This window comes from Phenylobacterium sp. (assembly GCF_030693805.1).
Lineage (GTDB): Bacteria > Pseudomonadota > Alphaproteobacteria > Caulobacterales > Caulobacteraceae > Phenylobacterium.
This window is the reverse complement of the sequence record NZ_JAUXZW010000418.1, coordinates 1-11778: the sequence shown is the minus strand read 5'-3', so window position 1 is coordinate 11778 and position 11778 is coordinate 1. Positions and strand designations below refer to the sequence as shown.

The 11778-nt window shown below is 68.5% G+C and carries 14 protein-coding genes and 2 tRNA genes; 5 read left to right on the top strand and 11 right to left on the bottom strand.

The features are described 5' to 3' along the window. From Q8M88_RS17035 to kdsA, 3 genes are all read right to left on the bottom strand, one after another. The coding region (locus Q8M88_RS17035) for an NAD-dependent epimerase/dehydratase family protein (RefSeq protein ID WP_305598347.1) at positions 1 to 548 on the bottom strand (548 nt) is incomplete at its 3' end. Continuing rightward, complete coding sequence (gene rfaE2, locus Q8M88_RS17030; protein WP_305598346.1) at positions 545 to 2017, bottom strand: D-glycero-beta-D-manno-heptose 1-phosphate adenylyltransferase; 1473 nt, start codon at positions 2015 to 2017, stop codon at positions 545 to 547. The genes rfaE2 and Q8M88_RS17035, both read right to left, overlap by 4 nt. Positions 2018 to 2050: 33 nt before the next feature. Next, on the bottom strand, positions 2051 to 2905 hold the full coding sequence (gene kdsA, locus Q8M88_RS17025) for a 3-deoxy-8-phosphooctulonate synthase (RefSeq protein ID WP_305598345.1): 855 nt from the start codon (positions 2903 to 2905) through the stop codon (positions 2051 to 2053). Between the two features lie 248 nt (positions 2906 to 3153). Between kdsA and Q8M88_RS17020 the strand changes: the two genes are divergently transcribed. Genes Q8M88_RS17020 through Q8M88_RS17000 form a run of 5 tightly spaced genes read left to right on the top strand, consistent with a single transcriptional unit; the run spans position 3154 to position 8254 of the window. Beyond that, entirely contained in the window at positions 3154 to 4350 is a 1197-nt protein-coding gene (locus Q8M88_RS17020) for a cyclopropane-fatty-acyl-phospholipid synthase family protein (protein WP_305598344.1), read from the top strand. Between the two features lie 43 nt (positions 4351 to 4393). Continuing rightward, complete coding sequence (locus tag Q8M88_RS17015; protein ID WP_305598343.1) at positions 4394 to 5392, top strand: cysteine synthase A; 999 nt, start codon at positions 4394 to 4396, stop codon at positions 5390 to 5392. 2 nt (positions 5393 to 5394) lie between these two features. Next, positions 5395 to 6243 (top strand): 3-mercaptopyruvate sulfurtransferase, encoded by an 849-nt coding sequence (sseA, locus tag Q8M88_RS17010; protein ID WP_305598342.1) that lies wholly within the window; start codon positions 5395 to 5397, stop codon positions 6241 to 6243. Continuing rightward, the gene (gene metC / locus Q8M88_RS17005; protein WP_305598341.1) at positions 6240 to 7400 is read left to right on the top strand and encodes a cystathionine beta-lyase; all 1161 of its coding nucleotides are present in this window, start codon (positions 6240 to 6242) and stop codon (positions 7398 to 7400) included. The genes sseA and metC overlap by 4 nt, the downstream gene beginning before the upstream one ends. Continuing rightward, entirely contained in the window at positions 7400 to 8254 is an 855-nt protein-coding gene (locus Q8M88_RS17000; RefSeq protein WP_305598340.1) for a kinase, read from the top strand. The genes metC and Q8M88_RS17000 overlap by 1 nt, the downstream gene beginning before the upstream one ends. Positions 8255 to 8275: 21 nt before the next feature. Here Q8M88_RS17000 and Q8M88_RS16995 read toward each other — a convergent pair whose 3' ends face one another. The 8 genes from Q8M88_RS16995 to Q8M88_RS16960 form a co-directional block, all read right to left on the bottom strand. Then, entirely contained in the window at positions 8276 to 8644 is a 369-nt protein-coding gene (locus Q8M88_RS16995) for a PRC-barrel domain-containing protein (protein ID WP_305598339.1), read from the bottom strand. A 112-nt stretch (positions 8645 to 8756) separates the two neighbouring features. Next, positions 8757 to 9389 (bottom strand): glutathione S-transferase family protein, encoded by a 633-nt coding sequence (locus Q8M88_RS16990; protein WP_305598338.1) that lies wholly within the window; start codon positions 9387 to 9389, stop codon positions 8757 to 8759. Between the two features lie 92 nt (positions 9390 to 9481). Continuing rightward, entirely contained in the window at positions 9482 to 9940 is a 459-nt protein-coding gene (locus tag Q8M88_RS16985) for an SRPBCC domain-containing protein (RefSeq protein ID WP_305598337.1), read from the bottom strand. 157 nt (positions 9941 to 10097) lie between these two features. Beyond that, positions 10098 to 10174: transfer RNA gene (locus tag Q8M88_RS16980), tRNA-Arg, on the bottom strand. 97 nt (positions 10175 to 10271) lie between these two features. After that, on the bottom strand, positions 10272 to 10601 hold the full coding sequence (locus Q8M88_RS16975; protein ID WP_305598336.1) for an ETC complex I subunit: 330 nt from the start codon (positions 10599 to 10601) through the stop codon (positions 10272 to 10274). 11 nt (positions 10602 to 10612) lie between these two features. Further along, positions 10613 to 10689: transfer RNA gene (locus tag Q8M88_RS16970), tRNA-Pro, on the bottom strand. 58 nt (positions 10690 to 10747) lie between these two features. Next, positions 10748 to 11200 (bottom strand): PaaI family thioesterase, encoded by a 453-nt coding sequence (locus tag Q8M88_RS16965; RefSeq protein ID WP_305598335.1) that lies wholly within the window; start codon positions 11198 to 11200, stop codon positions 10748 to 10750. Further along, positions 11197 to 11697, bottom strand: coding sequence for a DUF192 domain-containing protein (locus tag Q8M88_RS16960; protein ID WP_305598334.1), 501 nt, complete (start codon positions 11695 to 11697; stop codon positions 11197 to 11199). The genes Q8M88_RS16965 and Q8M88_RS16960 overlap by 4 nt, the downstream gene beginning before the upstream one ends. Positions 11698 to 11778 lie beyond the last annotated feature (81 nt).

The window sequence follows — 11778 nt, the reverse complement described above, 5'->3', positions numbered from 1 at the left end:
CCGTAGACGTTGAAGAACTTCAGACCCGCCCACTGCGGCGGGGCGTAGTCGCGGGCCGCCTGACGCGCGGCGAAGACGTCGAACAGCGCCTTCGACCAGCCATAGGTGTTGAGCGGGCGAAGGCCGATCAGGGCCTCCAGGTCGTTGTTGTCGACGAAGCCCTGCGCGCCGTCGCCGTAGGTCGCCGCCGAGGAGGCGTAGATCATCCTGCGTTGATGGTCGGTGCACCAGCGGAACAGATCGCGCGACAAGGTGAAATTGGAACGCACGATCTTGTCCGCGTCAGGCTCGGTGGTCGATGACACCGCGGCCATGTGGATCACCACGTCGATGTCGCGCCAGCGCTTGTCCAGCCACTCGAACATGTCCTCCGGCGGCACGAAGTCGCCGATCGGGTGCTTGGCGATGTTGCGCCACTTGCCCAGCTCCGCCTCGCGCAGGCGGTCGCAGACCACCACGTCCAGCGAGCGATCCTGGGCCAGCCGGGCGACGATGTTCGAGCCGATGAAGCCGGCGCCGCCAGTGACGAACGCGATGCGGCGGGTCATGTCTTCTCCTTGGCGCCCATGCGGGCGATCGCAGCCGTGGTGGAATAACCGTCGACGAGGTTGGCCAGCCGCACCTCGCCGCCCCAGGCCTTGACCAGGTCGCCGCCCACCACCTCGTCCTCGGCGTAGTCGGCGCCTTTGATCAACACGTCGGGGCGAGCGGCCTCGATCAGCTTCACCGGCGTCGCATCCTCGAACGGCACGACCAGGTCAACGCTGCCCAGGCCCGCCAGCACCAGGGCGCGGGATTCCAGGTCGTTCACCGGGCGCCCCTCGCCTTTCAGACTGCGCACCGAGGCGTCGGAGTTCAGACCGACGATCAGCCGGTCGCACCAGCCCCGCGCCTGGGCGAGATAGGCCACGTGGCCGCGATGCAGGATGTCGAAGCAGCCGTTGGTGAAGCCCACACGCAGGCCCTTGGCGCGCCAGCGTGCGACCTCGTCGGCCATCCGCTGGGCGGTGGCGATCTTGGCCTCGGCGGGCGCCAAGTGCGCTGAGAGCGCGGCCTCCATCAGTTCTTCCGGCGTGACGGTTGCGGTTCCCGCCTTGCCCACCGCGACCCCTGAGGCGAGCTGAGCGAAAGCGATGGCCTCGACGATCGACGCGTCGGCAGCCAGCGCCAGCCCCAGGGCGGCAAGCGCTGTATCACCCGCCCCGGAGGCGTCGAACACCTCGCGCGCCACAGTCGGGAAGTGCCTGACAGGCTCGCCCCGCAGCGCCAACGAGACGCCCTTGCCGGCCCGGGTGACCACGACGCCGCGTGTCGACCAGAGCTCCAGAGCGCGGGCCAGGGCGATCTCGAGCTCCGCGTCGGTCTCGGTCGGCAGGTCGGTGGCGTAGGCCAACTCCGCGGCGTTCGGCTTGACCAGGTCGATGTCGCCATAGCGGGCGAACGAGCGCGCCTTCGAATCCACCACCACCTTTGCGCCCTGCGCGGCGGCGGCCTCGTGGCAGGCGGCGATCACGGCGTCGGTGACCACGCCCTTGCCGTAGTCCGACAGCAGGATCACGCCGGCGCCCGCCGCGGCGTCGCGGATCGTGCGGATCAGCCGCTGTTCGACGTTTCCGCTCACCGGGCGGCTCTCCTCGAGGTCGACCCGCAGGAGCTGCTGGCCACCGGAGACGAAGCGGGTCTTCAGCGTCGTCGGCCGATCGGGATCGGTGACCAGATAGCCCTCGACGCCGGCTTCCTCGCCGACTAAGCGCGCCGCCTCGTGGCCGTCGGCGTCGCCGCCGACCAACCCCACAAGCGCCACCGAACCACCGAGAGCAGCGACATTGCGCGCCACGTTGCCAGCCGCGCCCAGCATCACCAGCTCACGTCTGCGGGCGAGCACGGCGATCGGCGCCTCGGGCGAGACGCGGCTGACGTCGCCGTAAACGAAGCGGTCCACCATCAGGTCGCCGACGCAGGCGACGCGCCGGCCCGGAACCTGATCCAGGAGGTGCTGCAGGGCGGAGAAATCCATGGCGTTAGCCTGTGCGGCCCAGGGGGCGGTCGGTCAAGCAGCCCGCACGGCCGCATGCACCGCCTTCAAGGTGGTGAGCAGCGCTCGCGCACCATCCAGCGGCAGACAGCTCAGCGCATCGCACAGGGCCTTGTCGGGTTCGGGATGGAACTCCAGGAACACGCCGTCCGCGCCGGAGGCCACGGCGGCCTTGGCGATGATCGGCACCCCATCGCGCCGCCCGCCGGTGGACGCGCCGTTGGAGCGCGGATCGCTGCCCGGCAGTTGCACCGCGTGCGTCGCGTCGATGGTCACCGGCACGCCCAACTGCTGCATCTCCGGGATCGCCAGCATGTCGACCACCAGGTTGTTGTAGCCGAACGAGGCGCCGCGCTCGCACAGGATCAGGATGTCGCGATCCACCGCCTCGCGGATCTTGTCGCGGATGTTGCGGGTGTCCCAGGGCGCCAGGAACTGGCCCTTCTTCACATGCAGCAGTCCGCCGGCCGCGGCTGTCGCCTGGGCGGCGGCGGTCACCAGGTCGGTCTGGCGGCAGAGGAACGCCGGGATCTGCACCAGGTCGGCCAGTGCGGCCACCGGGCGGACCTGATCGATCTCATGCAGGTCGGTGGCGATCGGCACGTCCACGCGGGCCTTGACCTCCGCCAACATCGCCAAGCCCGCGTTCAGCCCCGGTCCGCGATAGCTCTTGATCGAGGAGCGATTGGCCTTGTCGAAACTCGCCTTGAACACGAACGGCAGGTCGAGGTCGGCGCAGACCGCCTTCAGGTGGCGGGCCGTGGACAGCGCGAGGTCGAGGTCCTCGAGCACGTTGAGTCCAGCGATCACCACAAGCGGCTGGCCGTCGCCGATGGCGATGTTCCAGCGGTCCAGCTTCAAGACGGCCATGGGCGTTCCCGGTCTGCGGCGGCTCAGGCCCGCTAAGTGGCGCGCCGCTCAAGCGCCGACAAGCGACAATCCACAACGCCTCTGCAACCGTGGCCGCCGGCCCCCCGTACACCTGTTGCGGGCGCCCGCTCCCACCCTTGATTTGGAAATGCTATGATCTGTCAGAATTGGTGGGGCGTGACTGTACGATGAGTATGGCTCAGGGAACCTCAGTGACCAGCTTGGCGGCGTCCGCACGGGCGTTTCGCATGCTGCCGGAGCTCGCCGGCGCGCCAGCGGCCTTCCGACAGGCGGTGCGGATCATCGCCAGATCCTGGGTCGCCGGCGTTGTGACCTTCGTGCTGCCCTCGGGCCGCGAGCTGCGCATCGAAGGCGCGAGGTCCGGACCCGAAGCCACCCTGATCGTCCGCGATTTCCGCTTCATGCGCCGGGTGTTGACCGGCGGCGACATCGGCTTCGCCGAGGGCTTCATGGCTGAGGAATGGGACACGCCTGACCTCTCCGCCCTGCTGGTGGCGTTCAGCCTGAACTGGGACCGCCTCAGCGGCGTCGTCGAAGGCCACCCGGTGATGCAGGTGCTCAACCGGGTCGGGCGGCTGTTTCGCGCCAACACCCGGCGCGGCGCGCGGCGCAACATCCACGCCCACTACGATCTCGGGAACGCCTTCTATTCGCAATGGCTGGACCCGACGATGACCTATTCGTCGGCGCGCTATGCGCGACCCGGCCAGCCGCTGGAGCAGGCCCAGGCCAACAAGTACCGCACCCTGGCCAAGTCCATGGACCTGCAATCCGACCAGAGCGTGCTGGAGATCGGCTGCGGCTGGGGCGGGTTCGCCGAGTTCGCCGCCCGCGAGGTGGGCGCCAAGGTCACAGCCATCACCATCTCGCGCGAGCAGTATGATTTCGCCCGCCGTCGCATGTTCGAACAGGGCCTGGCGGAGCGCGCGGATATCCAGTTGATCGACTACCGCGACGTCGAGGGCTCGTTTGACCGGGTGGCTTCAATCGAGATGTTCGAGGCGGTGGGCGAGCGCTATTGGCCGGCCTATTTCGACAAGATCCGCCAGGTTTTGGCGCCCGGCGGCCGCGCGGGCCTGCAGATCATCACCATCGCCGACGAACTGTTCGAAGACTACCGGCGCCGCGCCGACTTCATCCAGCGCTATGTGTTCCCCGGCGGCATGCTGCCCAGCGAAGCTCGGCTGCGCCGGGAAACCGACCGCGCGGGCCTCGTCTGGCGCGAGACGCAGGTGTTCGGCCAGCACTACGCCGACACCCTGACGGAATGGTCCACGCGCTTCGAGGCCGCCTGGGGCGAGATCCGCCGCCAGGGGTTCGACGAACGCTTCCACCGCCTGTGGCGCTTCTACCTCAGCTATTGCGAGGCGGGCTTTCGCACGGGGCGCACGAATGTCGTGCAGCTCTGCCTCGCCAAACCCTGAAACCCCTCTGTTCCTGACGCGCGCGGCCGATTAAACAGCGGCCATGACTGTCGCCCAAAGCGTCCTTGACGCCATCGGAAACACCCCGCTGATCCGCCTGCGCCGCGCGAGCGAGGCCACCGGCTGCGAGATCCTCGCCAAGGCCGAGTTCATGAACCCAGGCCAGTCCGTGAAGGACCGCGCGGCCCTGTACATCGTGCGCGACGCCGAGCGACAGGGCTTGCTGAAGCCGGGAGGCCGCATCGTCGAGGGCACCGCCGGCAACACCGGCATCGGGCTGGCGATGGTCGGCAAGGCGCTGGGCTACAACTCCACGATCGTCATCCCGCGCACCCAGTCCCAGGAGAAGAAGGACGCGATCCGCCTCTATGGCGCGGAGCTCGTCGAAGTGGATGCGCTCCCCTACTCCAACCCCGACAACTACGTGCGCTATTCGGGCCGGCTGGCGCAGGAACTTGCGGCCAAGGAGCCGGCGGGCGCGATCTGGGCCAACCAGTTCGACAATGTCGCCAACCGTCAGGCTCACGTGGAGACCACGGGCCCCGAGATCTGGCGTCAGACCGACGGCAAGATCGACGGCTTTATCTGTGCGGTGGGCTCGGGCGGCACACTGGCCGGCGTCGCCGAAGCGCTGCGGGCTGAGAAGCCGGACGTCGCCATCGGCCTCGCCGACCCCCACGGCGCGGCGCTCTACAGCTACTATACAGATGGCGAGCTGAAATCGGAGGGGACCTCGATCAGCGAAGGGATCGGCCAGGGCAGGATCACCGCCAATCTCGAGGGCCTGAAGGTCGACCGCGCATACCGCATCGCCGACGACGAGATGCTGCAGGCGATCTACGACATGGTCGAGCACGAGGGTCTGGTGATGGGCGGTTCGACCGGGATCAACGTCGCCGCCGCGATCCGCATGGCCCGCGACCTGGGGCCCGGGCACACCATCGTGACGATCCTGTGCGACCAGGGCTCTCGCTATCAGAGCAAGATTTACAACCCGTCCTTCCTGGCCGAACGTGGCCTGCCGACCCCGAACTGGCTCTAGTCATGGTGCAAGACCCTGTGGTTTCGGCGGTGTGGCTGGCGGCCGAGTTTGACGAGCCAGACCTGCGGGTCGTCGACGCCACCTGGTTCATGCCCGGCGACGCGCGCGTCGGTCGCGAGGCGTACCGCCAAGGGCACATCCCCGGCGCGGTGTTCTTCGACATCGACGCCATATCGGACCCCGACACCGACCTGCCCCACATGCTGCCCAATCCCCACGCGCTGGCCGAGGCGCTGGGAGACCTGGGCCTGACCCGCGACCACCGGGTGGTGGTCTATGATGGCCAGGGCATCTTCTCGGCCCCCAGGGTCTGGTGGACTCTGCGCATCGCGGGCTTTGAGCGCGTCTATGTGCTCGACGGCGGCCTTAAGGCCTGGGTGGCGCAAGGCGGCGCGGTGGAAGCGGGCGAACCCGCCATATCCCCGGCGCGCGTCGAACCCTCGTTCGACAGCGACCTGGTCCGCAATCTCGATGAGGTCCGCGCCATCGTCGCTGGAAGCGGCTACGAGCAACTGGTCGACGCCCGAGCCGTCCCGCGCTTCCGCGGCGAGGCGCCGGAGCCGCGCGAGGGCCTGCGCTCGGGTCACATGCCCGGGGCCTGCAACGTGCCTTGGCAGACGCTGCTCACGCAGGATGGCCGGATGCGCGACAAGGACGCCCTGCGCGCGGCGTTCGAGGCGGCCGGCGTCGATTTCAAGCGCCCGATCGTCACCACCTGCGGCTCCGGCGTCAGCGCCGCCGTGCTGGCGCTCGCCCTGGCGCGGGTCGGCATGGACCGTGTGCCGGTCTACGACGGCTCGTGGACGGAATGGGGCGGGCTGGTCGACACCCCCGTGGCGACCGGCGGATGAAGGACGAGACCCGCATGATCCGTCTGGGCGCAGCGCCCGAGACGCTGGTCAAGACCGTCGGCCCGCCGATCCAGCGCGGATCGACGGTGCTGATGCCCAACGCCGCGGCGCTGTACGACGACCATCAGGTGACCTACGGCCGTCAGGGACTGGGCGTGCAGGCGACGCTCTGCGACGCGCTGGCCGCCATGGAGGGCGCTAGCGGCGTCACCCTCTATCCCTCCGGCCTCGCGGCGCTCACCGGCGCCATGCTGGCGGTGCTGAAGGCCGGCGACGAGGTGCTGGTCTGCGACACCATCTACAAACCCACCCGCCGGTTCTGCGAGCGTGTGCTCGGCCGCTTCGGCGTCACGGTGCGCTTTTACGATCCTCGCCAGTCGCCGCAGGCGCTGGTCGGCGAGGCCGGCCCCGCCGTGCGGATGATCGTGCTGGAATCGCCAGGTTCGCTGACCTTCGAGATGCAGGACGTGCCGGCCATCGCCGCGCTCGCCCGGGCGCGGGGCATCCTGACGCTGGCCGACAATACCTGGGCGGCCGGCTATCTGTTCAAGCCGCTTGAGCACGGCGTAGACATCAGCGCCCAGGCGCTGACCAAGTACGTCGGCGGCCACTCCGACGTGTTCATGGGCTCGGCCGCGACTCGCGACAAAGGCCTGCTGGACGCGCTGGAGGCCGGCATCATCCATCTGGGCTGGTCGGTGTCGCCCGACGACGCCTACCAGATCCTGCGCGGCCTTCGCACCCTGCCCGTCAGGCTCGCGCGACAGGGCGCCAGCGGCCTCGCGGTGGCCGAGTGGCTGGCGGCCCATCCGCAGGTCGTGCGCCTGCTGCACCCGGCGCTGCCCTGCGACGCCGGGCACGCATTGTGGAGCCGCGACTACGCCGGCGCCTGCGGCCTGTTCGCCATCGCCCTCACGCCTGGGCCTCAAAGTGCGGTGGACGCCTTCCTGGACGCGCTGAAGCTGTTCGGGCTGGGCTTCTCCTGGGGTGGGTTCGAGAGCCTGGCGATCGGCTGCGACCAGCAGCTCCACTGCCGCGACCACCTGCGGGACTACCCCGGCCCCTTGATCCGCCTGCACATCGGACTGGAGGACCCGGGCGACCTGGTCGCCGACCTCGCCCAGGCCCTCGCGGTCTACGCGAGCCACGCCGGCTGATGGACTGGCTGGACGGCTTCATGGCGGCCGAGCGGCTGCCGGAAGCCTTTCGGGCCAGCGTCCAGGCGATCTGCGTTCCGTTCGTCGAACACATCGCCGCCTTGGCCGCTGCGAAGGCCCGTCCTGTGACCGTGGGCCTGTGCGGCAGCCAGGCCAGCGGCAAATCCACCGTCGCCGCCGTCGCCGCACGCTTGCTGGCCCAGCAGGGTCTGCGTTGCGCCGTGCTGTCGCTGGACGACCTGTACCTCACCCGCGAGGCTCGTCAGGCCCTCGCCGCCCAAGTGCATCCCCTGCTCGCCACCCGCGGTCCGCCAGGCACCCACGACGTGACCCTGGGCGAGGCGACGCTGCAATCCTTGCAGACGCCAGGCGAGACCCGCATCCCACGCTTCGACAAGGGCCGCGACACCCGCCGCGCTTCCGCCGAGTGGGAGCCGTTCGACGGCGCCGCCGACGTGATCCTGTTCGAAGGCTGGTGTGTCGGCGCGATTGCGCAGCGCGTGGAGGCGCTCGCAACGCCGATCAACGCTTTGGAGGCGCAGGAAGACGCAGGTGGCGTATGGCGCGGCTACATCAACACGGCGCTGGCCGGCCCCTACCAGGCGCTGTTCGGTAGGCTCGACACCCTGGTCCTGCTGCAGGCGCCGGGGTTCGAGACCGTGCTCGCATGGCGCATCGAGCAGGAGGCGAAGCTGCGCCTGCGCGCGCCAGACGCCCCCGGCGTGATGAGCGACGCCCAGATCGCCCGCTTCATCGCCCATTACGAGCGGATCACCCGCCACATCCTGAACGAGATGCCGGCCCGCGCCGACCTCGTGTTCCGGCTGGATGAGCGCCGCAGCCCCATCCCCTGAGTCGGCGCCGCAAGACTACGATCAGCTCATGCCCCAATAGTTTTGCGCCACCCAGTGGCTGTAGACCTTCCCGCGCCAGGGAAGGTCGCTCTCGAGCGCCGCGTCCCCCTCGACCCAAGGAGCGTTCTCCAGCTTGGTCGCGTCGACCACGTAGCCGCCTAGGCCGGTGTCGTAGCGCAACTCCGACCAGGGTACCGGCGCCAGCCACTGGTTTGCGCCGGACGATCCCTCCTTGGAGACCAAGGCGCTGCGGACGTGACCACTCTGTTTTTCGATCATCAGGTTGCGGATCACGCCGACAGTGCGGCCCTCGGCGCTGTAGACGGTCGCGCCCTCGACGCGATGGGCCGAAATCAGGTCATGCTCGGACGGCTTGGGAGCTTCGGACATCGGGATCCCCACGAAGCACGGCGGTCCCGGCGGGACCGCTCGACATGCCCCTGGGGAACGGGCGGGAAGCGCGGCCGTTCCCGTGCGCCAAGCGCGCGTGCGCGTTTGTGGCTCAGCGCGATGCGTCAGCCGACTCGAACAAGCGGATCTGGTCGGCCTGCGCCTTTTTGAAAGCAGGGCGCTCGGTTGCACGCTTCACGTAGGCCTCAGTCGCGGGCCGATCACCGAACGCGCGCACGTCGGAAACCCGCAGCACATCCGCCATCAGCAGGTCGGCGACGGTGAAACGGCCGGCCGCCAGCCACGTCCGCTCGCTGAAAACTCTTTCCAGGTGCTCGAGGCGCTGTGTCATCCAGCCGGTCAATTTGTTGTCCTGGTCTCCGCTCACTTTCAGGAACCACCACGGTACGCTGACCATCTCGATCGAATTGAGCGCGGCGATCGTCCACTGCAGTGTTTCAGCTTCGCCGGCCGGATCGCGCGGCATCAGCGTCTCACTCTTGCGCGCCAGGTGCAGCAGTCCCGCTCCGCTTTCAAAGATCTCCAGCCCTCCGTCATCCAGGAAAGGGACCTGGCCGAACGGCTGGCGATCGAGATGATTGGTCTCGCGGCCCTCGAACGGGATCGTGCGGACCTCATAGCCGAGACCCGCTTCCTCGCACGCCCATCTCAGCCTGAGATCGCGCACGAAGCCGCGTGGGCCTTCCGGCACCCAGTCGTAGGTCCAGATGATCAGTCCGCTCATCGCAGCGCGCCTCCTGTATCGCTCCACCGAACCATGCGATGGCCACGCCTTGGCAGCCTCGGTCAACGTCCGAGACGGGTCGAAAGTCGATCTCAGCGTCGCGCTTCGATCAGCTGGGCTTTCGCGCGGGTCAGACCCGCCGATCGGCCGCTTTCCAGCAAGGTCTTCAGGTCGCAGAGCACGATGCAGAAGCCCTCGGTCGCATCGAGGGCTGCTTCCATCTGCGCGTTCTGGTCGCCTGGAAAGCCTTCGTTGATCACGGTGATCGCGGTTCCGCCGTCAAACGGGGCGAGATCGATCTGCACCGTTCCATCCGACCACCGCCAGGCGATGTGTTCATCGACAACGAGGCGGGTCGCTACCGGTCTGGCCGTCGCGCCGTCCACCATGAATCGCCATTCTACGGGCTCGCCGACGCTCAACGGAGCAGACGCCGACGAAAGCCAGAACTTCGCCAGCACCGCCGGGTCGATGAAGGCCCCAAACACCGCCTGCGCCGGCGCCTTGATCAGCATTGTCACCCGCGCCCTGGGTCGCTCGTCGTGCGCCATGACCTGATCCCTCTCCCAGGAAGCCAACGCCCATCGTCGTCACGGCGCGAACGTAAGGGACCCCTGACGCGCAGGGCAACAGGCCTTTCGGACAGTCTCATCGCATCGCGCCGACCACCGACCTGCCATGTTGGTGACAATGCGCCGTAGCCGATCATGGCGCGCCCGGCAGGGCTCGAACCTGCAACCGCCCGCTTAGAAGGCGGGTGCTCTATCCAGTTGAGCTACGGGCGCTCGGAGACATCCGCCCGGTAGGGCTTCGGGCGTGGGCGTGCAAGCGAACAATCGCCGCGCCCGGCTAGAGACTCGCCAGAAATACACCTCAGGATCGCTAGTGGGTCCAGGGCACCTTGCGGCCGAAGGCGAAGTTGTCGGAGTAGGTCTTGATGATCCGCTTGGGCGTCTTGGCCTGGGCGATCTGGAAGGCGAGCCCGTGGGCCTGGGCGTAGCGGACGGCCTCGTCCTGGGTGTCGAACGCGAGCTGCACCTGGCCGTTCATGTCGGTGCTTTCGGTCCAGCCCATCAGCGGGTCGGATCGACGCGCCCGCGCCGGCTCAAATTCCAGCACCCAGTCCTTGGTCTTGGCCTTGCCGGACTGCATGGCGGTCTTGGACGGGCGATAGATGCGCGCGAGCATGAGCAGTCCCTTGGGTCGTTCCACTACCGGCGCCGTGGTCGGGGCGAGAGGATTCGAACCTCCGACCCTCTGGTCCCAAACCAGATGCGCTACCAGGCTGCGCTACGCCCCGACTGGCCGGGCGCCGGCAAGCTGCGTTGCCTATAAGCGTTTTGCCTCCACGGCAAACGCTACGGCGTCACAGCGTCGTCCAAAGGGCGGCGACGCATCATCTTGAACAGCCCGGTGGCGCGGGCCACGTGGCGGTCGCCGCACCAGGCGTCGCCCTCGGCGAACACCACGTCGCGGGTCTCGCGCGTCACCCGCCCCTCGCCGATCACCCAGTGGTCGGGACGCGCGGCGTCCAGATAATCGACGCTGAGATGCACAGTCACGCCGGCGCGAAGGGTGACCTTCTGCACCGCCTGGGCCAGCACCGTGTCCATGAACGCCGACAACATGCCGCCGTGCACCAGCCCCATGGTGTTGGCGTGTCTCTGAAGCGCGAAGAACGCCTGCCTCGGCGCGGCCGGATTATCGAGGTTCTGGAACATTGGGCCATTGTGCAGCATGAACGGCCCCCGGTTCGGAGCCTCCAGGAAGCCCACCGGCGGCTCGGGCCGCTGATCCTCGCCGTCGCTCACTTCGGGAAGATCCGGTGCATCACCTGGTCGCCCGGCAGCACGCCGAGTTGGGCCGCGCGTCCGCCGGGGATTTCCAGCACGCCCAGGACCACGCCGCCGGCCGGCAAGGGCGTGCGGTCGAGCGGGCGCGCGTTTCTCTGGATCGACAGCACCCGGCCGTCGGCGCGAATGAACACCATATCGAGCGAAATCAGCGTGTTCTCCATCCAGAACGCCACCGGTTGCGGCGTCTTGAAGTCGAAAAGCATGCCGCGGTCGGCCGCCATGGCGGTGCGGCACATCATGCCGCGCTCCCGTTCTCGCGGGCTGTCCGCCACCTCGACCATCAGCCTGGCGCGTCCCTGTCCGGTGACGATCTCGAGCGGCTCCAGCTTGCCGAGCTGGGGCTGGGGAACGCAGGCCGGAGACTTGGCCGAGGTCGGCGTGGCGCAGGCGCCGAGCGCCAGCGCCAGGGCGGCGCAGACGATCGAGAGGGAGCGACGGAGGGCTAAGCGCATCATGACCCTGCCTAGCGCCTGGAGCGCCCATCGCGCAACCTAAGCGCCCCCTCCGACCTCGCCTGTGGCGAGGCCACCTCC